13 protein-coding genes are annotated in these 22,122 nt (G+C 48.2%); 11 read left to right on the forward strand and 2 right to left on the reverse strand.

Annotated features, from left to right (window positions below):
- The first annotated feature begins 178 nt into the window (after nt 1-178).
- From ABWH99_RS10855 to ABWH99_RS10895, 9 genes are all read left to right on the forward strand, one after another.
- Nucleotides 179-1,591, forward strand: a complete 1,413-nt coding sequence (locus ABWH99_RS10855) for a sulfatase (protein ID WP_375586295.1) — start codon at nt 179-181, stop codon at nt 1,589-1,591.
- A 637-nt stretch (nt 1,592-2,228) separates the two neighbouring features.
- On the forward strand, nt 2,229-3,236 hold the full coding sequence (locus ABWH99_RS10860; RefSeq protein ID WP_375586570.1) for an amidohydrolase family protein: 1,008 nt from the start codon (nt 2,229-2,231) through the stop codon (nt 3,234-3,236).
- Nucleotides 3,237-3,928: 692 nt separating this feature from the next.
- Nucleotides 3,929-4,534, forward strand: coding sequence for an RNA polymerase sigma factor (locus tag ABWH99_RS10865; protein WP_154854961.1), 606 nt, complete (start codon nt 3,929-3,931; stop codon nt 4,532-4,534).
- A gap of 153 nt (nt 4,535-4,687) precedes the next feature.
- A complete protein-coding gene (locus tag ABWH99_RS10870; RefSeq protein ID WP_375586296.1) occupies nt 4,688-5,815 on the forward strand; it encodes a FecR family protein in 1,128 nt (375 codons plus the stop codon).
- A 136-nt stretch (nt 5,816-5,951) separates the two neighbouring features.
- The gene (locus ABWH99_RS10875) at nt 5,952-9,275 is read left to right on the forward strand and encodes a SusC/RagA family TonB-linked outer membrane protein (RefSeq protein ID WP_375586297.1); all 3,324 of its coding nucleotides are present in this window, start codon (nt 5,952-5,954) and stop codon (nt 9,273-9,275) included.
- A 19-nt stretch (nt 9,276-9,294) separates the two neighbouring features.
- Nucleotides 9,295-11,004: a RagB/SusD family nutrient uptake outer membrane protein gene (locus ABWH99_RS10880; protein WP_375586298.1), complete on the forward strand. Its 1,710-nt coding sequence runs from the start codon at nt 9,295-9,297 to the stop codon at nt 11,002-11,004.
- A gap of 104 nt (nt 11,005-11,108) precedes the next feature.
- Nucleotides 11,109-12,743, forward strand: coding sequence for a sulfatase (locus ABWH99_RS10885; protein ID WP_375586299.1), 1,635 nt, complete (start codon nt 11,109-11,111; stop codon nt 12,741-12,743).
- Nucleotides 12,740-14,665 carry a sulfatase gene (locus tag ABWH99_RS10890; RefSeq protein ID WP_375586300.1) on the forward strand — a complete coding sequence of 642 codons (1,926 nt, stop codon included), beginning with the start codon at nt 12,740-12,742 and terminating at the stop codon, nt 14,663-14,665. Before ABWH99_RS10885 ends, ABWH99_RS10890 begins: the two co-directional genes overlap by 4 nt.
- 190 nt (nt 14,666-14,855) lie before the next feature.
- Complete coding sequence (locus ABWH99_RS10895; RefSeq protein ID WP_375586301.1) at nt 14,856-15,464, forward strand: Uma2 family endonuclease; 609 nt, start codon at nt 14,856-14,858, stop codon at nt 15,462-15,464.
- 84 nt (nt 15,465-15,548) lie between these two features.
- Here ABWH99_RS10895 and ABWH99_RS10900 read toward each other — a convergent pair whose 3' ends face one another.
- Nucleotides 15,549-16,139, reverse strand: coding sequence for a hypothetical protein (locus ABWH99_RS10900; RefSeq protein WP_375586302.1), 591 nt, complete (start codon nt 16,137-16,139; stop codon nt 15,549-15,551).
- Between the two features lie 56 nt (nt 16,140-16,195).
- Entirely contained in the window at nt 16,196-17,422 is a 1,227-nt protein-coding gene (locus tag ABWH99_RS10905) for a T9SS type A sorting domain-containing protein (protein ID WP_375586303.1), read from the reverse strand.
- Nucleotides 17,423-18,299: 877 nt separating this feature from the next.
- Here ABWH99_RS10905 and ABWH99_RS10910 point away from each other — a divergent pair.
- Entirely contained in the window at nt 18,300-20,486 is a 2,187-nt protein-coding gene (locus ABWH99_RS10910; protein ID WP_375586304.1) for a PQQ-binding-like beta-propeller repeat protein, read from the forward strand.
- 40 nt (nt 20,487-20,526) lie between these two features.
- A complete protein-coding gene (locus tag ABWH99_RS10915) occupies nt 20,527-22,113 on the forward strand; it encodes a DUF6807 family protein (RefSeq protein WP_375586305.1) in 1,587 nt (528 codons plus the stop codon).
- Nucleotides 22,114-22,122 lie beyond the last annotated feature (9 nt).

Genomic DNA, 22,122 nt, shown 5'->3' on the forward strand with positions numbered 1-22,122 from the left:
CGTTGAAGGTGTTCCGCCGTACTTTCCTATTGGTCTGTAATTCATGGTTCGAACCCTCACGGATCACATTCATTTTCTGCCACTTTTTGGAAAAGATAATGGGTGCCTGCAAACAGAACCGCTTGGAATGGTAAATCACAGGTATTCAAACGTTTGGCTGTAAGCGTATCTACTTATCATGAAACGTGTTCGTTTTGTTTTTTTACTTTTATTGCTGCTGTGTACGGCAGCTGGAAGCAGCATTTCTACTCCAAAACAGGCAAATCCCCCTAATTTTATTTTTATCCTCACCGATGACCAGGGGTGGAGTAGCACTTCCATCGGCATGGACGACCGTATTCCGGCATCCAAAAGCGATTTTTTTGAAACGCCTTCCATGGATCGCCTGGCAAGGGAAGGCATGCGCTTTACCAATGCGTACGCGCCGGCTGCCATCTGCTCGCCTACCCGAAGGAGCATCCTATTTGGACAAACGCCCGCGAGGCTGGGGGATGAGACCTTCCCGGATACGCATGATCCCCGGTCGAATTTGCCTCTGTTGACCATTCCGGCAGTGCTGAAAAGCATTGACCCAGGGTATCGGGCCGCACATTTCGGCAAGTGGGATTTGCGGGCGGACATTTTCCCCGAAGATTTGGGCTTCGATGAAAGCGACGGAGATACCGGGAATGCACACGGTAATTTAATGACGGGAAAGGACGATAAATGGGAGGCAGTGTTTCTTACCAATGATCCCAAGCGTAGCGCCTCCATCACCCGAAGGGGCATCAACTTTATGGAACGGCAGGTGCGTGCGGGAAACCCTTTTTTTTTGCAGCTGTCGCATTATGCTGCGCATGTAGACATGCAGACCCGCGAAGCCACCCTGGAGAAATACCGGAACAAACCGAAAGGAACGAAGCACCACCACCCGGCCTGGGCGGGAATGCTGGAGGACATGGATGCCACCATCGGTCAGGTATTGGATAAGGTCGCCTCTCTGGGCATTTCCGAAAATACCTATATCTTACTGATGGCGGACAATGGGTCCGTGGAAATGCTGCCCCCGGTACCCTCCCGCCAAAAACTGCAACACCCAGACAGTTTCGATCGCCCCTTGCGGAATGCACCGCTTCGTGCCGGTAAATGGACCCTGTACGAAGGCGGGATACGGGTCCCCTTCATCGTAAAAGGTCCAGGAGTTCCAGCGGGTAGTACGTGTCGGGAATCGGTGGGAGGTTGGGATATTTTGCCAACTCTTGCTACACTCGCCGGATACAGGGGTCAGCTACCCGATAACCTGGATGGAGGAAGTTTTGCTGGCCTGCTGCAATCGGAAGGAATCGGTGAGGTTCGAAGAACGAATGATTTCCTGGTTTTTCACCGATACAGCGATGGTTATCCCCACTCGGCCCTGATTCAGGGAGACTATAAGCTCATTCGGTTTTGGAAAACCGGTAACCTGGAGTTGTACCACCTACCGACCGACCTTGGGGAGACCAATGATTTGAACGCGGCCCAGCCCGGAAAGGCAGAGGAACTGGACAAGAAGCTTCATGCTTACCTGCAGGAAGTGAATCCGCAATTGCTCAAAAAGTTGACCGCTTACTGATGGGTTTTTTTTGACCGAAGATCGTTCCATGTTTATTGCTTGCTTTTCGTCCGGATGCCTATGGATACGAATGGAAGTGCCGGATGCCCGCGTCAACGCTCCCGCTCCCAGCAAGCGATAACGAACTTAGTGCGACCTGAAGGACCTGCTCCCATCCGGTAAGGCAATTTTCCCATCCAAATGGTCAGCTTTTTTTTACCCGAAATCGGTTGATTTGGTCCATGGCAGCCCAAAAAATCGATTCCGTGAATGTATCGGATCCGGAATAGGTTCAGCCTTTCTATGCCGACTACCGAACCGGGAAGATGGGCGAGTTGCTGGAACGGGTCGAAGGAAAGGTCTTTATAATCCGGGTTAAAAAAAGCGGCGGTGCAACCGAAAAGGGTCCAACAACAAGTACCTGTCGAATGGTATTTCGGGGTAAGATGGTTTCTGACCTAGGGAAAACCTCGGGGATAGTGCCAAAGAAATGGATGAATCCAGATACATCCGTTGATACAGCACGGGTGTAGCTACTCAAGGCAAATACTTTGCCAGAAAAAGAATAATACCGGTTCATTCTTCTATTTATTTGGCTTTTAAACAAGACTGTAGTAACTTTTAGCTAGACTAACCCCAAACCCACATAGCCTTGAGAATGGAACCTTTTGCTACAAATGACGACTCAACAGCCGTTTATTTTGCCGGGCAACAAAGCCGATCCAAACGAAACAGCCAGATAAATAGCATCAGCCGCCGTGACTGTTTGGGCATCTTAGGCGGATCAATTGCGGGCCTCGCACTGACCTCGATGTCGGGATTGGGTAAGACTCGAACTAATCCGCCGGTCGTCGATACCCATCTGCACTGTTTTGCTGGTCCTGACAGCCAGCAATTCCCGTATCACCCCAATGGACCCTACCGACCAGCTTCTGCTGCCACCCCGGAACACCTGCTGAGTTGTATGGACGGAGCAGGAGTCAAGTACGCGATCGTCGTCCATCCGGAACCCTACCAAGACGACCATCGCTACCTGGACCATTGTCTGGAAGTCGGTGGCGGTCGACTGAAGGGTACCTGCCTGTTTTTTGCTGACCGGCCGAAATCGCTGGCAGCCATGCCCGGGTTTTTGAGGGAACGGCAAGGAAACATAGTGGCCTCGAGGGTTCATGCGTACGTTCCAGATAGGTTGCCTCCATTTGGGAAACCAGAACTCCGTAAATGGTGGCGCAGCGTTGCCGACGCCGGGATTGCGGTGCAATTGCATTTCGAACCCCGCTATGCTCCCGGCTTCGAGCGGTACATCCGGGAATTCGCTGATACCACGGTGATCATCGACCACCTTGGGCGTCCGTTTCAGGGATCACCGGAGGAGCATGCCCGGGTAATACGCTGGGCTGACTTTCCCAACACCGTGATGAAGCTTTCATCGATTCCTCCACCAGAGCGCTATCCTCACCAGGATGTAGGACCGATCATCCGCCAATTGACCAATGCCTGGGGCGCTGAACGAATGATCTATGGAGGAGGCTTTAGTGGAGATGCGACGGCAGATTCCTACCTCCGCTACCGTCAGGACCTGCTGGGTTACCTCTCTCACCTCTCCCCCCAGGAACAGGCGGCAATACTCGGAGCCAATGCGGCACAGCTTTTCGGCTGGATTTAAACCAGGCGGGTGAAATTGCTTGCGTTGTCCTGGTTACATCAATAAGGCAGTGATCCAATAAAATCGATGCTCCTCGCCAGATGGAAATAGGGATGAATTGGAAAATAAGGCCAATAGCAAGTTGTAGTTTCCTGTTTTCCCATAGGTCCGTTTGCATTTCTGCTTTCGCAGGTTCAGCACAGGTTTGAATGGGCAGACCGGGAACAGCCTGTTGATATTTGCCGTTGATTCGCCGATCTATGGACCTGCCAACGTCAAACACCTTTTTTTTGTACCTCCTTTCCTTGGGCCACGTAGTTGAATCCGGGATGATGACGGTATTTAATCTGTAGTTGTTGGAATACGTTTTTAAAAATCAGGAGCGGTTTTACTTTTCGCGTGCAGGCTGTTGTATCTCAGCTAGGCCTTCCCGGGTGACCTTGCCTTGCCAAAGGCGCCGGCGATGCACCTTCCTTCGTTTGGGGGTATCCATGCGATGTTGGTCCCCTGGTAGATGGTCTTTGCAGATCTGGATGAAAAAGTAGCAACATAAAGTAATGTGGCTGCGGTTCCTTTTCCAGTACAAGTCAAAAATGGGAACCTTGGAACTCCGATCCCTTGCGTGGTTTCGAAAAAGAGAAAAATGGCCTTCGTCCTTTTTATACTGGTCGAATTTTATTAGTTTAAAAAGATCTAAATCCAATTTACCTGTAATGTATAAACAAGCCTCGATTGATGGAGTTGGCTCGGAATCTGACGATCATGCGCTTTGGAACCAAATCAGAGTGGGCGATATGGCCGGGCTGGAAGGATTGTATACGAAATACGTTCGGGAACTCTTTCGGTTGGGCATGTCCATAAAGGGGGATCGAAGCCTGGTAAAAGATTGCATACAGGAAGTTTTTTTGACGGTTTGGCAGTACCGGGATTCGGTAAAAGCTACCGATAATGCACGGCTTTACCTTTTCAAATGCCTGAGTAACCGTATCCATAAAGAGATAGGAAGGGACAAAAAGCGGTATGGATATTTACACCAAGAACTGGAGAACGCGTTACAAACGGAACCCGAAGAAGCAGGAACTGCTGTACACACCTCCCAAAAGACCCGAAAAAACCTTAGCGAGGCATTGGAATCGCTTCCTTCCCGTCAACAAGAAGTGATCCACCTGTTGTACTACGAAAACCATTGCTACGAAGACATCTCCATCATCATGGGAATCAACGTGCAATCGGTTTATACCCTTGCCTGGAAGGCCATCGGGAATCTAAAGAAACGACTGTTGCTAATAAGCCTGCTCCTCAAGGCATTTTTGGCATGATACTTATCATTTTATTATCAAGACGCACTTTATTTTACCGCGTTTTTATTCGGATAGCCCAAACTTTAAATTTAATGTAAATTTCAACCGTTTTATGCTGAAATAGGATAGATTTTTTATTGTGTGGACTTATGTGGTTGTATTTGTATTCTTATGGATATATCCAGCTATACCGCAGAAGATTTTGTATTGGATCCAACTTTCAGAAGGTGGGTGTTGCAGCCCAATGCTGCATCCAATCTTTTCTGGGAGGACTTGTTGACCAAACACCCTTCCCGGTACATGGCCGCAAACCAAGCACGGTTGATCATCCTACAGATGAATACAAAGAATAAAGCCCACCTCTCTGAAACGGAAATTTTGGGTTTGTGGAAAGGCATTGAAAAAAAGGCATCCGGGCAAGCAGCGATCCGACAGGAAAAAGTGGTCCCACTGAATTCTTTAACTACCTTTGAACGCCATAAGCCACACAGTCCTTCTCCTGCGAAAATTTACCAGCATTTTGGTTTTCGGGTAGCCTGTGTACTGGTTCTATCTCTGGGATTGGGGTATCTTTCGGGCCGGCTACTTTCGAAGCCCCCATTGCCGCAAGTTACTGCGCCTTCTCCGGTCCGCTACCTGACACATACCACTGTCCCGGGTGTAAAATCCTACCTCACCCTTAGTGACGGCTCGCAAGTCGTTCTCAATTCCGGAAGTGAATTACGGTACCTGGAAAATTTCGGTACCGGTGACCGAAATGTTTTTTTAAAAGGAGAGGCTTTTTTTGAGGTAGCAGAGGATTCGCTGCGTCCCTTTCGGGTTCGTTCCCGAAATACCACCACCACTGCCCTGGGAACCAGTTTCAATGTGAAGGCCTACGAAGGAGAAACCGTAGATGTCTCTTTACTAAGCGGAAAAGTGGCCGTCAACCGAGAGGGTTTTCCGGAGGCGCCGGTCCTATTGGTTCCTGGAGAAGCACTGAAAATAGACATCGAAAAAGCTCGGCTGGTAAAGAGCGAATTTAATCCAGACCGGGTAATCGGGTGGACCAAAAAACGCATTGTTTTTCAGGAGACGCCGCTTTTAGAGGCCATTCGGGTACTCGAAAACTGGTACGGGGTGCAAATTCGCGTTATAAACCGATCTGGAGAGCGGGTGTTGCTTTCCGGAAAGTTTCAGGACGAGACCCTGCAGAACGTTCTGGAAGGATTGAAATTTTCTGCCAGATTTGACTATACCATCGAAAAAGAAAACGTAACCATTCGATTTAAGAATAAATCCCCACAGCCTATGATCTAAGACCCTTGATAAAAAAAGGCTGGGAATGCGCCAACATCCCCAGCCCATCATTCTCCGGAAGCTCCTGCCAGGGAATTTCCGGATTTCGTTCATCCAAAACCATTCAGTATAGTTTTAAAACAAACAGCGTAAAGGTATGAAAAATCTTATACTCTCACATGTTATCCGCATGACCAAACTATTTACGTACGCCTTTCTGATTCAGTTTCTTTCCATAAATTTTCTTTTTGCCTCGGACGGTATCGCTCAGGTGAAGGATATTGAGGAAGTAATGGTGTCCATTTCCCTCGACAATGCAAAAATCGAAGAGGCTTTTTCCCTCATCGAAAGGGCCACGGAATTTAGTTTCGTGTTTACCGATAAAGAATTGAGAGCTATCCCACGGGTCACCACCGAAGCAGGGACGCAAAGTGTGTATGCCTTGTTATCGGTCCTTGGCAAACAGACGGGCTTGTATTTCAAGCAAGTCAATCGCAATATCCATGTCCAACGGGCAGCCTGGAATACGCAGCAGCTAGAGCCGATTTTGACCACGGAAGTGCCAGTGGATGTAACTGTATCCGGAATCGTAACCGACGAAAGCGGAGAACCGCTGCCCGGGGCTTCGATTACCGTGCTGGGCACCACCACCGGGACCGTGACCGATATTGACGGTAATTATACGATATCCGTTCCGGACGGCGCCACATTGGTTTTTTCGTACATTGGTTACGAGGCAAAGACGGTTGAAGTAGGTACGCAAACCACCATTGATGTCAGCTTATCACAGGACGCGGCCTCATTGGAGGAGGTGGTGGTGATCGGGTATGGAACGCAAAAGAAGAGAGATGTAACCGGGTCCGTGGTACGAGCGGATATTGAGGCGTTCAGAGAATCTCCCAATGTAAACATAGCCCAATCCTTACAAGGATCGGTCCCTGGATTAAATGTGGGTCAGGTAAATCGGGCAGGTCAGAATCCATCTATTTCTGTCAGAGGAAGAACTACCCTGAGCGGAAATCAGAGCGTATTGATAGTAGTGGATGGCATTATTTTTACCGGAAGCCTCAGCGATTTGAATCCAAACGATATTGAATCAATCGATGTATTGAAGGACGCCAGTAGCATGGCCATATTCGGTGCCCAGGCTGCAAATGGCGTAATCATGATTACTACCAAGAGCGGAAAAGTGGAGCAAAAACCGATTTTCAACTATACGGGTACGTATACGACTCAAACACCAACCAATAGACCAGAATTGATGGATCGGGAAGGGTTTCTTGAAAAGGTTAGAGATCAGGATTGGCAACAGTCTTTTCTCCCTCCCGACTATACCCAGCCTAATCCTGATTACAATGTGGCAGCTTTGTTTGAGCCAGCTGTTTTTGAAGGATTTCAGAACGGGACAGATTTTGACTGGTGGGAAGCCGCCACCCAAACAGGATATATAAACAACCACAACCTAAGCGTAAGGGGAGCTACCGAATCCACTTCTTATTTTCTTTCCGGTGGCTACACCAAACAGGAGGGGTTCATTATGAACGATCAATTCGAGCGAATCACGGCCAGAATAAACCTGGACCACCAAATTTTAGAGGGTTTTCGATTTGGCGTACAGACGTTTGGGTCCTTTGCAGATAATTCCGGTGAAATCCCCGCAATGGGTAATATCACATCCTTGCCACCCTTGGTAGTTCCATGGGACGAAGAAGGAAACGTGATTCTAAATCCCGATGGTGCCATTCGGGCGAATCCGTTTCTAAGCCCTTTGTCTAACGATTTTGATAAAAGGAATAACTTATTTGCAAACGTTTATATGGATATTGAAATTCCATACATTGAGGGGTTGAATTTTCGCGTGAATTTTGGAAACAATTATACCTGGAGAAGGCATTACAGAAGCAACGAATATGGTGCTGGCGCTGCCGGCCTGGCCTTTAAGCGTAATTACCATGCCTACGATTGGACCTTGGATAATATTTTAACCTATCGCAAAACTTTCAATAACAATCATACCATCAATCTGACCATGGTGGCTGGGCGACGAGAATTGAAAAACGAAGGTACTGAGGCAAATGGTACCAATTATGCAAATTTAGGCCTTGGATACAATGATTTGAGTCTTGGACAGTTACAATTGATTCAATCCAGCGCATGGGATGAAAGTTATTTGTACCAAACAGCTAGAGTCAATTATGATTTCAGTGAAAAATACCTGATAACGGCCACCGTTCGACGGGATGGCTTCTCAGGATTTGCAGAAAATAACAAATTCGGGATATTTCCATCCGTAGGTGTGGGCTGGGTATTGAGTGAAGAAGGCTTTTTAGACCAATCTCCATTCAGCTACCTGAAATTCAGAGGTTCCTACGGAACGAACGGTAATCTTACGAGCAGATACTCTTCTTTAGCTCGTGTCGCGTTGTATCCAGCCTATGTTTTTGGAGAGGGAGGATCAACTATTTTTGGCCAGCGCGTGACTACGCTTTCCAATGCTGATTTGTCCTGGGAAACCACTACGGGATACAATTTTGGATTCGATTTTTCCTTATTCGATAGCCGATTGACAGGTACATTGGATTATTACCAGAATACCACCAATGATTTGCTATTCAGCATCAACATACCTGAAATTACCGGTTTCAATAATATTTCTACTAACGTAGGCGAGATTGCCAACAGAGGTGTGGAATTCGTAGTAAAAGGCGATGTGATGAGTTCTGATAGGTTCAACTGGAATGCCAATTTTAATATTGCCTCCAATCGAAACCGAATCGTTTCCTTACTGGGGCTGGATGCGGATGAGAATGGGGTCGAAGATGATCTCATAGGAAGTGGTTTGTTCATAGGAGAGTCCATAAATTCGATTTTTGATTACGAATCCGCCGGCATCATTCAGTTGGGCGAGGAGCCGCCTCCTGGATTTTTCGTGGGTACGCATGAAATAATTGACCAAAATAACGATGGCGTAGTGGATGCGAACGATCGGGTCATCATTGGTAGAAGCGAACCAGCCTTTCGCTTTGGGTTGATGAACGAGCTCAGGTACAATAACTTTACGTTTCGCTTCTTTTTGAACTCAATTCAAGGTGGACGGAATGGTTATTTGGGTGCCAATAATCCGAGTTTAGGACAATCGGACAACGCACGCAGATCGAATTTGTTTGTGGAAGCTGATTATTGGACCCCTTCCAACCCTGACGCCAGGTACCGGGGACAAGACCAGGTGGCTGGAATCGATTACCGGTATTACGGGGATCGCAGTTTTGTACGATTGCAGGACGTAACACTGGCTTATCGTTTCGATCAGAACCTGATCCAGCAGTTTGGTATCCAGGGCCTGAAGCTTTTTGTCAGTGGAAAAAACCTGGCCACCTGGACCAATTGGGTTGGTTGGGATCCCGAAACCGGTAGTGGATTGGATCCCTCAGGTTTGCCGGTGATGAAGGGCTATTCCCTTGGATTAGACGTTAGTTTTTAACTATTAAACTCAGTGAATCATGAAACTATATAACCATATCATATTCTTTGCAGGGATATTACTAATTGGCCTTACAGGTTGTGACGAATCCGCAATACTAGAGGAGGTCCCGTTGGATTTTGCCAGCCCGGAAAATTCCTACATTACCTTCTCTGACTTTAATGCTGCCGTTTATGCGCTTTATGACCAATCCAGGGTGATTTTATCCGATGGCGAGCACCGGCCGCTGGATTATATCTATGGGACCGATCTGGGTTATAATGGTGCCAATCAACTCAATGTACGATTCGGTTCTTACTTAGCCACTTTACTGCCCACTAGCGGAATGGTGGAATTCCATTGGCGGCAATATTACCGGGTAATTTCTGGTGCTAATACCATTTTAAACCGGATGGAAAACTCGCAAATGAATAATGAGCAAAAAACTGTTATTGAAGCGCAAGCAAGGTTGTTCCGAGGTTTCGCCTACCGAAATTTGGCTCATCTGTACGGTGGGGTACCCTTGGAGTTAGAAGAAGTGAGTTCTCCAAAAACCGATTATGTCAGGGCTACCAGAGAGGAAGTTTACCTTCAGGCAGCTCAAGATTTAACTTTTGCAGCCGCCAACCTTCCTGGAATTACCGAAGTTCGTGATGGCGAAATCAATAACTTGGCTGCCTACCATATGTTGGCTGAGGTGTACGTTTCATTGGAGCAGTGGAACGACGCAATTGAGGCCGCCAGCATGGTGATCAATGATCCAAATACAGCATTAATGACCGAACGTTTTGGATCCCTTTCCAGCGAACCAGGGGACGTGTACTGGGATCTGTTCCGGAGGTTTAACCAAAATAGGAGCGTGGGAAACACAGAAGGAATATGGGTTTGGCAATACGAAGTGGATGTACCTGGCGGAGCTATTTCCTCATCTTCTAAAATAGGTCCACAGCTGGAGCGAGACCATGCACCCAGACCCTGGAGTTTTATCGTTCGTGATCCATCAGGGGTAGCCCCATTCCTCCCACAGGGAGTATCGGATTATACGGGTGGCCGGGGAATCGGCCGGTTCAGAGGTACCAATCATTTTAATTATGGGATTTGGCACTACGATTGGCAAGACATGAGAAATTCTGAATACAATTTTGTTCGGGACGTTTTGTTCAATAACCCAGAGTCCGTATGGTACGGTCAAAAGATTTCTGACCATATGCCTTTATTCCGACAATCATTGGACGATACCATCCGGTATTTTTATCCCTACCAATCCAAAGTCACTACCCCAGGACAGCATCCGCCAGAACTCTTTGTAGATGCAGAGTTGAAATTGCTGAATTCCTCAACGGCAGGAACTACCTATAGTGACCAATACCATATCCGCCTGGCAGAAACCTATCTGCTCCGCGCAGAAGCCTATCTTGGCAATAACCAATTGACAGAAGCCGCCAGTGATATCAATGTGGTCAGGTCCAGGGCCAATGCTAAACTGGTAACGCCGGAGGAAGTGGACATCGATTTTATATTGGATGAACGGATGCGGGAACTCGGGGTTGAAGAAAAGCGGCGTCTGACTCTCAACCGCCTGGGCTTACTTTACGAACGCACCAACAGGTACTGCGAAGGCCGGCCCGATGTAACCAATTTCGGGGTGGATGTACAGCCCTACCACAACCTGTTTCCCATCCCATTCTCTGAGATTGAACGGAATACCGGTGCCCAACTCGTACAAAATCCCGGATATGCTGCAGAATAATCGTTCCTGCTCGCCCGGCTGCAACCGGTACGGGAAAACCCAAAATGTTTGATTATATTACCCGCAATTAACAAAATTCACACCCGAAACCACGCATCGATTCCATGAAAAATGCACCGATAGCCATTGCCCTGCTCGCCCTTCTCCTGCTTTTTGGCTGTTCCTCCGCCGACGAAAAAACGGAGAAGCGACCCCCCAATATCCTTTTTGTCATCAGCGACGACCAATCTCACTACCACACCAGCTTTGCCGGAAGCAACTTTGTCAATACTCCGGGATTTGACCGGGTGGCCCGGGAAGGCGTGTTTTTTACCAATTGCATCGCTGGTTCTCCGGGATGTGCGCCCTCCAGAAGCAGCATCATTACCGGTCGCCACCACTGGCAAAACGAACAATCCGGTCAACATGCGGCTCCATGGTTGAAGAAACACGTGCCGTTTGTAGACCTGCTCGCCGAAAATGGCTACACGACCGGACGTACCGGAAAAGGGGTGTCTCCCTTCCGGTATGCACGGGACGAAAACGATTCCCTTTGGCGGGCAACGGATGCCGCGGGAATCGAACACAGTCAGATTCGCTACGAAGCGGGCTCCGATGGCGACGCACGCCCCGCTGCCCAAATCAATACCCTCAACTACTTTGAAAACTTTAAGTATTTCATGGAAAATGTGCGTGAAGCCGGTGATCCGTTTTTCTTCTGGTACGGCGCTACGGAACCTCACCGGGCCTTTGAGCAGGATTCCTGGAAACGGACCGATAAAAAGCTCTCCGATGCGGAAGTTCCCGGCTTTCTACCCGACCACCCCATTGTCCGGGGAGATCTGCTGGACTATGCCGTCGAAATCGAATGGTTTGACCGGCATCTACAAGACATGTTGAATTACCTGGAAGAGAAAGGCGAACTGGACAACACCGTCGTCATCGTTACCTCCGATAACGGCATGGCTTTTCCCCGAGCCAAAGCCAATGGTTACGATTACGGGATTCATGTTCCGCTGGCCATTCGGTATCCCAAAGGCTTTCCTCCGGGCCGTACGGTGGACGATCCCATCAACTTCATCGACCTGGCGCCCACCATTCTGGATCTGACCCAAACCCCTTCGGAAGGAATGCTGCCGATTACCGGTGTCAGCATACGCTCCATTTTGGAGTCTTCCGAACAAGGGACCGTCGATCCAGCGAAAAAGTACGTGTTCTCCGGTCGTGAGCGACACTCTGCATCCCGCTACCAAAACTGGGGTTATCCACAGCGGGTCATCCGCAGCCAGGATCATTTGCTGATCTGGAACATGAAACCCGATCGTTGGCCCGCCGGAGCTCCCCAACGCATCAATCCCGACAACGAGGAGGAGTTGCTTCCCCTTTATGGAATAGATGAAAACGGCCAGCATCGTTCCGATTGGGCTTTTACCGACGTGGATGCAGCGCCTACCAAGTCGTACCTGGTGGAAAACCGGGAGGATGCATCCGTACGGCCCTATTTTGAAGCGGCCTTTGAAAAGAACCCGGAGGTACTCCTTTACGATCTCCAATCCGACCCGGAATGCATGAATAATCTGGCCGAGGATCCGGATTATGCGGAAATCAAAGAAACCTTGCGGCAGGCGCTACTTGCGGAACTTCGGGAAACAAAGGACCCGCGGGTAGTGGGGCCTGATCCGGAGGTCTTTGACTCCTACCTGCGGTACAGCCCCATGCGTGAATTTCCAAAACCGATCGAGGGAAGCACATTGAAATGAGCGCTGTTTACCTGCCTGTAAAGGCTTGCGTTGTATTGGTTTTCCTATTGCTAGCAGAACGGGGGACGACCGGGGAGATGCCTCACGAACGACCAAACGTCCTATGGATCACCTGCGAGGACATCAGTCCTTATCTGGGGAGTTATGGCTTTGTGCAGGCCCATACTCCCAACCTGGATCGGCTGGCAAAACGCTCGATTCGCTACACCCAGGCCTATGCCAATGCACCCGTTTGTGCAGTCGCGCGATCTACGATCCTTTCCGGAATGTATGCGTCTTCCATCGGGACTCATCAGATGCGTTCAAAGGTACCCTTACCGGAAGAAATTCCTATTTACCCGAAATTGTTGCGGGATGCGGGCTACTATTGTACGAATAACAGCAAGAAGGACTACAATTCTCCGTACAACAACGATCCGGAACTTTGGGATGAATCCAGCAATACCGCCCATTACAAAAACAGAAAAGCGGATCAGCCCTTTTTTGCGGTTTTCAATCTGACAGTTACCCACGAAAGCCAGCTTAGTAAGGAGAGGATAGACCATTATGTGGAAAATGAAATGATTCCGGAGAAACCACGGATCGATCCAGCCGACATTCAGCTTCCTCCTTATCACCCGGATCTTCCTGAAATCAGGGAGGACTGGGCCCGTTTCCATGACCTGATCACTTTGATGGACAGCCAGGTGGGCGAGTTGCTACAGGAACTGGAAGCGGCAGGACTTACTGAAAACACCATCGTTTTTTTCTACTCGGATCATGGAGGGCAGCTTTCCCGATCCAAGCGGTATATCTACAAAGGGGGCACCCAGGTGCCACTGATGGTACATCTTCCCGAGAAATGGGAACACCTGTCTGCAAAGCCTGCCGTAAGGGTAGATCCATCATTGGTCAGTTTTGTAGATTTGGCGCCCACGTTGCTTTCCATTACAGGGTGTGAAGTGCCTGATCTGATGCAGGGAAAAGCCTTGCTGGGAGAAAAATCTGAGAAATCCTCAGATTATATACATTTTACCCGGGACAGGATGGGTGAGCGGTATGATTTTGCACGAGCCGTTACGGACGGTAAGTTTTATTATATCAGGAACTTTATGCCCCACAGACCCAGAGGCAGGGATTCAAGGTACGGCTACCAGGTACAGGCCAATTGGCGTGCCTATGAAGCAGCCTACGAGGAGGGAAAAACCAATGAAGTTCAGTCTCAGTTTTACGAGCCAAAACCTGTGGTGCAATTTTTTGACACCGAAAATGATCCCTGGCAGGTGGATAACCTTGTTGAATTGCCAGGATCCAAACAAATAATTAAAAAGCTTTCAATAGAGATGGATCGCTGGATGATTGAAACCAGGGATATCGGATTAATTCCAGAGTCTATGTTCCATGATCTGGCCGGGCCGGGAAAACAATATGCAACCCTCTATGACTTTGCCCAAAGTACCGATTATCCGGTTCGGAAAATTCTCCAGGTCGCCAAAGCAGTAACGGAGGACTCAACCGAAAACTTCCTGAATTACCTGAAGGATGAAAATCCGATCATTCGGTATTGGGGCGCTTATGGAGTTTTTCTCCATCCAGATCGAAGAAACAGCCTTCAAAGTCATTTGATTGCCATGATCAGGGAAGAGGAATTTGCTGCAAACAGGATCATGGCCTCCCAAGCACTCGCTTTTTTGGGAGACACTGACATTGCTTTCGAAGGGATCATGAAGGAAGCCAACACTACCACCAATGGATTTGTCCTACTTCAAGCCTTGAATGCCTTCCAATACAGCCATTTGGACGATCGTCTTCGGTTGGAAGATTGGCAACGGTTCATGGGTAAGGAATTCGATCCAGATGACCCTGGTGCTGGTCTGGGCTATCCTCAGCGCATTATCGAGGATGCGATCGCACTTTTTCCAAAACGGAGAAACGTGTATTGAAGGAAACAGTAACGGCTAAAAAAGATTTGTATCCCATCGAGGTATCGGGGGAGGTAAAATCCGTTTTGCCTTCTGATAAAACAAGTACCCCAAAACCGGTCGTTTGCCCTTTTTGGAAAATCAGGAGCTATATTTCCTTAAGGACCATGTCAATCTTTCTTCTAAGGCTTAAAATCGATATATTTAGATCATGGATACCAAAAAAACCGATATGGTCAAAGAACCGGATTTGGAATACAGCAACCATTCCTATGCCGACTACCTGACCTGGCAGATGGAGGAAGTGGTTGAATTGATCAAGGGGAGGATTTTCAAGAAAGCTGCGGCTGCACCCAGACGCATCCATCAGCGGATTTCAATAAAGTTGTCAGCTAAACTCTATTACTTTTTGGAGAACAAACCCTGTCAAGTTTACGATGCGCCCTTCGATGTTCGCTTTCCAACCTCATCCAAAGATGATGAAAAAATTCATGATGTGGTACAGCCGGATATTTGTGTGATTTGCGATCCGGAGAAACTGGATGAAAGAGGTTGCATCGGAGCCCCGGACCTGATCGTGGAAATTTTATCTCCGGGCAATAGTAAAACCGAATTGAAGCATAAGTTTGAGTTGTATGAATCTAACGGAGTCGGGGAATATTGGATCATTCATGCCGAAACTCAGGATTTGCTCATTTACAGGCTCATCAATGGGAAATATCAGCCCTCGCGGCTTCTTACCTCAGGGGATGTGGCGGCGTCCAAGGTGATAGAGGGGTTTACACTGGATTTGGAGGAGTTTTTTCGGGATATAAAGTAGCGATGTAAACATTGCTTTGTCCTACTACGGAAAGGTATTCGTTTGTCGACAGTTACTTCCTATACAGACAGCTAGTGACATCTTTTAAAAACTATACCCTAAACTGATTCCAATCAGGAATGGACTATAGAACACTTCCTTCCCCCTAGTTTCGGAATTGAAAAATTGAATCCCTGGAGTGTAGGCAGCCCTGAAAAAGAAGCCTCCTTCAGGTTTTTGATATCGGTAACCTATCCTGGCCAGAATAAACTGGTCCCAATGTATTTCTTCTCTTATAAAATTCGGCAAACTTTCGTCAACGGTATAGGATCTGTTACGTAGGGTATAGAACCCGGCTCCTAATTCCAAATTATGCTTGGACTTTCCCAAAAAAACTGTAATCTCTGCCGGAAAGTAAGGTGTCCAATGGGCTGAAAATATGGGTTCACTACTTCCACGACGACGCAAAGAAAATCCTGCACTTACCCAAAGTTTCATCCTGTTTTTTTGGTGAAGGATACGCCCAAAATTAAGCGCATAGCCACCGGAGTTCCCAAGTAATTCGGCATGTACGGAGTTTTTCGCCGTGAAAATATCGGCCTCGGTCTCCGGCTCAGATTGAGCACTCAGCTTATTCTGGGCAATCATCAAAAAGCCCATTAAAGCGAAGAGAATACATTTTTTTGATAGTGACATTTCGGTTATAGTTTTATTGGCCGGGTCATAATTGGCTGGTTTATAACATATTCCAGCTATTTAACGATTATCTGTTTGGACAAAACTTCTTTTCCATTATGGATATGAAGAAAATAAGTGCCAGGTTGCAGATTATTTGTATCCAGGTTCACTTTTCCCGATCTTGATTCTGCTGTACGCACTAATTTTTCCTGATTATCATATAATTCGACGTTAAAGATAACTTCGGTAAGTTGGCCTCCTTCCGACATATTTTTTGTTTCAATAAATTCCACATTTAATTCACCGCTCTCCGAAGGATTGGGATAAATTAAAAAGTCTCCAGCGCCCATATAGTTGCATGGAAACACCGTCATCCCTGTGTAGGAAGATGAACCACATCCATTATTAACGGACACCCTTACTGCGCCATAAGAAGTATAATTTGTGGGAACATACAATTGTATAATATTGGCTCCGGCATATTGAAAAATCCAACCGGACGGATAGGTCCAGTCATAATTATAATCATTTTTATGCCCTCCCGGTACATTCGCTGTATAAGTATACGTATTTCCACCGCATACGGCCATGGTACCTGCCACGGTAATCTGTGAAGTGCTGAACGGGCCTCCCACATAAACCGAAGTGGTTCTTGGAGCACTTAGGAATCGATTGTTGGGAAAAGGTCCTGGTTGACCATTAGGTATGGTTGATTGTACCGATATATCGTAAACCCCGTTAGGTGTGTTGGCAGGTGCCACAATATCAGGGGAGGCATCATGGCCGAGATAAGTATTACCACTCCCATTGATATCCCACCCGGAAGGAGCAGTCCAATAATATTCATAGTGGTAATAACAAGCTGGATCGCTAAGGTCTAATGCCGGATCTGTTTCATAAGTATATGCCTGACCAGGGTTACACATACTTGGTGCGGTCACATGCTTTATAGGGTTTGGCATTTTGACTCTAGATGTCACCAACAAATCCCCAGATACAGAAATATTATTAAAGATACCACAACCATTTCCAAAAAACCTTATAAGATATTGTCCGGTTTCTGTAAAATTGTAGCCAGAAATTGTGTTTCCTCCGCCTCCATCAATTTCAAGGTCATCGCTAAGGCTTACAATAAACCAATCCCAACTAGTGCAGGACGCATTAATACCAGCAATTACAGCTTGTGCACTATAATTATGCCCATTAAGGTTTGGGTTTCCACTTGGGTGGAAATTATTAGGGCAAACAGTTGTCGGACCTGAAATATTTACAGTTTGTCCATATAAATCGTCAACAAGCATAGATGCCAAAACTAAGAATAGAATAAACTTTGGCCAATTTAAATATTGCGGGGGGCAAAAGTACTCATAATTAATTTTTTCTAAATTTATTTATAATAAATAAAATAAAAAATATTATTACACAAAAAATTTTATATCTGTAAAGTAAAACTCTTTTAATGCATCATTAAATGCTAAAAGTTATTGGTAAAATGTTGATTTAATCAGTCGGAGTCAGGTAAAAGCAAAGCGATTCATTTTACCCTACAGCATAATGGCTAACCCGCTAACTTTTAAAACAGCATGTTCATAATTGCGAGACTTCCAGGTCGTAAGTGATTACTTGTCTGACGATTTTAAACCGTTTGACAAGAGTTACCGCTGAAAAAAGAATATTATCCTATGAATTATGGCAAAGTTTCAATCTTAAAACCAATGCTACTACCGACATATACGCCTTTGGGGAGTTCTATGCTTATTTTCAGCCTGATCAATCGAAAGTATGAGCCTTTGCGGCATTTTACCCCAGGAGGATCTGGTGAAGTCCAGGGTAATCCAGGGATATAAATTGGATTTGGAGGAGTTTTTTGGGGATATAAAGTAGTTATTGAAGCCAATGCTTTTTCGGGTTTAGGTAAAATGCCTGGTAGTGGATCATACAAACGTTGTTGATCAAATTACCTATGATAAACAACTGGTATATTCCCGGTGATCAGCCGACACCAATCCAGCAATCAATTGGGTTTGGTCACCAAATAATAACTAAATGAATCCACTTTTGAGGCTCGAATCTAAACATTTAGTAAGCCTTCCTCCTCAGATTCCGGACGTTTTTTGCTATTATTGTCGGACCGGGATAAGGAATTCATCCCAAACTACTCTTTGTTAAAAGACCTGCATGAGAAAAACGAACCCAAAAAGCCAATACCTACCTTTTTTTCTATGCTCGCTGCTTTTTATCTCTTGTAGCCCAGGTGAGCCGGATACCTCGCCGGATCGGACCTACCAAAACCGGCTCAATAACCATACGGACTGGGGGATTTATCGAGGGCACTCCTCCGGTATTCAGTATTCTGAACTGGATCAAATACATACCGGCAACGTACAATCACTGAAAAAAGTCTGGGAATACCACCACGGCAATCCTGTAGGACCGGGAATGTATGCGAACCCCATTGTCATAGACGGTTTGCTTTATTTCACCACCCCGGAAGTGAATGCCGTTGCACTGGATGCCGCCACAGGAGAAGAATTGTGGGTTTTTCGACCGGATGATTACCGGAATGATGAAAGACCTTTTCGAGGTAGAAATCGCGGACTCACCTACTGGGAAGATGAAAAAGGAGATAATAAACGCATCCTGAACTTCGTGAAGGATCGGGTTTACGCCATCGATGCCCTTACCGGCACCCTGATCACTTCCTTTGGCGAAAATGGTTGGATCGATCTGCGGAAAAACCTGCCCCAGGATCCGGAGCAGGTAGACTTTGAGGCCACCACCCAGGGCATGGTGTATAAAGACATGCTCATCATCGGCGGAAGAACGCCAGAGGGAGCACCATCCACACCTGGGGACGTACGTGGATACAATGCGCTTACCGGGGAATTTAAATGGATATTTCATACCATTCCCCAGCCCGGAGAATTTGGCTACGATACCTGGGAATTTGAAGATGACGTAAGCTATGGGGGCACCAATCCCTGGGGTGGATTGACCGTGGATGAGGAAAGAGGTTGGGTTTTCTTTGCCACGGGTTCGCCTGCACCGGATTTTATCTATGGCGGGATGCGCAAGGGAGAAAACCTGTTTGCCAATTGCGTGATCGCCCTGGACGCCAGCACCGGTGAGCGCATCTGGCATTATCAAACTTTGCGGCACGATATCTGGGATTACGACCTGCCTCCGGCTCCCATTTTGGCCACAGTAACCAGAGCCGGTGCGGCCCGGGATATCGTGGTGCAACTGACCAAGCAGGGCCTTACCTTTGTGCTGGATAGGGAGACAGGTGAACCGGTATTTCCGGTAGTCGATCTGCCCGTTCCTGCCTCGAAGGTGCCCGGAGAGGAAGCCTGGCCCACCCAACCCTTTCCCTTAAAACCACCTCCGCTAAACCGGACGACACTTCGCGAAGCAGATTTGAGCAACATTACCCCTGAAACCCGGGAATATGTACTCGAGATCTTCAGGCAGCACGAAACCGGGCCATTGTATACACCTGCATCCATGGCAGGGGTGATCACCATGCCCGGCCACCAGGGAGGTGCAGAATGGGGCGGCGCTGCTTTTGATCCGGCGACGAATGTGCTGTTTGTAAACATCAACGAGGCGCCCACTATCCATAGCCTGGTACCTTTGGATATAGATACCGCTTCGGCCTCACCACTTGCCCGGGGCAAAGCTCTGTACAATACATCCTGTACCGCTTGCCACGGGGTTGACAAAAAAGGAAATCCTCCTCTCCACCCACCCCTTCAAAACCTGCAGATTGGCGGGGATTCCATCAAATCCGTATTGCGCTATGGCCGGGGTATGATGCCCGCGTTTGCCCAATTTACCGATAGGCAGCTGGATGACCTCATCGTTTACCTGCAGCACAATGGAGGAGACCCGAAAGAAAATCCGGCTAAAACCGGTACTTCCAATTCCAGTCAGGCGCCTCGTTACGCCAACGTGGCTCCCTTCTTTGTGGACCAGGATGGCTACCCCGCCATTGCTCCTCCCTGGGGTACCTTAAATGCTGTGGACCTGGATAAGGGGGAAATCCTATGGAAGGTTCCGCTGGGAGAATACCCCGAGTTGGTGGCCAAAGGCATTCGAAACACCGGGGCCAAAAGCTTCGGTGGCCCGGTAGTGACGGCCGGAAACCTGGTATTCATTGCAGGAACGCCCGATGAAAAAATCCGGGCCTTTGATACCTTTTCCGGTCAGGTACTGTGGGAATACCAACTCCCGGCAGGAGGCTATGCCACCCCCAGCGTATACCAGGTAGCGGGAAAACAATACCTGGTCATTACCGCCGGCGGGGGAGGGAAAAACGGCACCCCTCACGGAGATTCGGTCATTGCTTTTGCCCTGCCCGATTGATGGAAACAGGCGTATACTTTCACATAAACCCAAAATAGTGATGAGAACAACAACCCTTGCTTCCCTTTTTCTGCTTGTTTGTGCAGGCTTTCTGGCCCCCTTTACGATGCCGGCTCAGGAGCAGGATTGGCAATCCCTTTTCAACGGCAAGGACCTGAGCGGTTGGACCGAATTAAACGGAGCCCATACCTGGGAAGTAAAAGAGGGGATGATCGTTGGCAGCACCGTTCCGGGTCAGCCCAACGGGTTTTTGTGCACCGAGCAGGAATTTGGTGATTTTGTGCTCGAGCTGGAGGTATCCGTGGATACATTGATGAATAACTCCGGTATCCAATTCCGCTCCCAAAGCTATCCGGAATACAAAAACGGCCGGGTGCATGGCTATCAGATGGAAGTAGACCCCAAGCCCCAGCAGTGGAGCGGGGCCATTTACGAAGAAGGAGCCGATCGGGGCTGGATTTACCCGCCCGAGAAAATGGGCCCGGAAGCAAAAGCAGCCTTCAAACGAGACGATAAAAACGGCTATCGGTGGAATCATTACCGCATCGAAGCGGTCGGTCCCATTATCCGAACCTGGGTAAACGGGGTGCCCGTTGCCCATTTGGAAGACGATCGCTACCTCCGGGGATTTATTGGCCTGCAATTGCATGCCAACAACGAGAACGATCCCCAGGGAAGTTTTTCCATCCGGTTTCGCAATATCCGAATCCAAACGGGAAGCCTGGAGCTCACACCAATGGAAAAGCGGGTGCCGGTGGTCAGTTTGCTGCCTTCTTCAGATGCTCCCCGGCCAGAGAATCCCCTTTCCCTTCGCATCGATCGGGACCAGGACGCAGCTCGTATGGCGGTATATGCAGCGGATAAAAACAGACCTGTATTAACCCAACGTGCACTGCCGGACGAACGGCCCTACCTGCATCCCATTTTGGCACCAGATGGACAGGGGGAGTTGACCGAATACCGCCCGGACCACCATCCCCACCAAACCGGCATTTACTGGGGCCTGAAGCGGGTAAACGAACGCGATTTCTTTATGAACTGGAACCGGGATTATTGGCGACGGGTTTCGGTAAATGTGCAACAGGACAGGGGGGAGACGGTTCGCTGGCAGACCGTGTACGAAATGCTCGATGAGGCGGGAGAGGTGCTTATGGTGGAAACCCAAAACTGGTCCCTGCAGGCCTATGCCGATCGCTACGTACTGGACCTGGAATGGCAGGGAGAAGCCAAAAAGGAGGTGGTAATGGGGAAATTCTATGTGGGAGGCCTGTTTGTACGCATGCCCTGGGTGCCCGAGACCATCGGTGAGATCCTGGGTGCATCGGGGCAGGAAGGGATGGAGCTGGAAGGTCAGCGGGCCATCTGGAGCGATATCGGGATACAGCTCGATGGGAGGGAGGATTTTGCCCGGATTGCCATTTTGGATCATCCGGACAATGCGGCTTTCCCCACGCCCTGGCGCGTAGACAGCCAAATGGGTTTGGGCCCTTCCCGGCAGATACTGGGTGACTGGGGCCTGGCAGCCGGAGAGTCGGAAACCATCCGCTACCGCCTGCTGATGTATACCGGCGCGGAAGACAAGGCCCTGAAGGCGGAGGCCTGGAAGGATTTTTTTGGAGGGGAATAGTTTGAGTAG

Source organism: Cyclobacterium xiamenense, from assembly GCF_042140265.1.
Lineage (GTDB): Bacteria > Bacteroidota > Bacteroidia > Cytophagales > Cyclobacteriaceae > Cyclobacterium > Cyclobacterium xiamenense_A.

Excerpts from the sequence above, each read along its gene's own strand:
- ABWH99_RS10855 (WP_375586295.1), top strand. The coding sequence starts at position 179 with ATGAAACGTGTTCGTTTTGTTTTTTTACTTTTATTGCTGCTGTGTACG.
- ABWH99_RS10860 (WP_375586570.1), top strand. The coding sequence starts at position 2,229 with ATGGAACCTTTTGCTACAAATGACGACTCAACAGCCGTTTATTTTGCC.
- ABWH99_RS10865 (WP_154854961.1), top strand. The coding sequence starts at position 3,929 with ATGTATAAACAAGCCTCGATTGATGGAGTTGGCTCGGAATCTGACGAT.
- ABWH99_RS10870 (WP_375586296.1), top strand. The coding sequence starts at position 4,688 with ATGGATATATCCAGCTATACCGCAGAAGATTTTGTATTGGATCCAACT.
- ABWH99_RS10875 (WP_375586297.1), top strand. The coding sequence starts at position 5,952 with ATGAAAAATCTTATACTCTCACATGTTATCCGCATGACCAAACTATTT.
- ABWH99_RS10880 (WP_375586298.1), top strand. The coding sequence starts at position 9,295 with ATGAAACTATATAACCATATCATATTCTTTGCAGGGATATTACTAATT.
- ABWH99_RS10885 (WP_375586299.1), top strand. The coding sequence starts at position 11,109 with ATGAAAAATGCACCGATAGCCATTGCCCTGCTCGCCCTTCTCCTGCTT.
- ABWH99_RS10890 (WP_375586300.1), top strand. The coding sequence starts at position 12,740 with ATGAGCGCTGTTTACCTGCCTGTAAAGGCTTGCGTTGTATTGGTTTTC.
- ABWH99_RS10895 (WP_375586301.1), top strand. The coding sequence starts at position 14,856 with ATGGATACCAAAAAAACCGATATGGTCAAAGAACCGGATTTGGAATAC.
- ABWH99_RS10900 (WP_375586302.1), bottom strand. The coding sequence starts at position 16,139 with ATGTCACTATCAAAAAAATGTATTCTCTTCGCTTTAATGGGCTTTTTG.
- ABWH99_RS10905 (WP_375586303.1), bottom strand. The coding sequence starts at position 17,422 with ATGCTTGTTGACGATTTATATGGACAAACTGTAAATATTTCAGGTCCG.
- ABWH99_RS10910 (WP_375586304.1), top strand. The coding sequence starts at position 18,300 with ATGAGAAAAACGAACCCAAAAAGCCAATACCTACCTTTTTTTCTATGC.
- ABWH99_RS10915 (WP_375586305.1), top strand. The coding sequence starts at position 20,527 with ATGAGAACAACAACCCTTGCTTCCCTTTTTCTGCTTGTTTGTGCAGGC.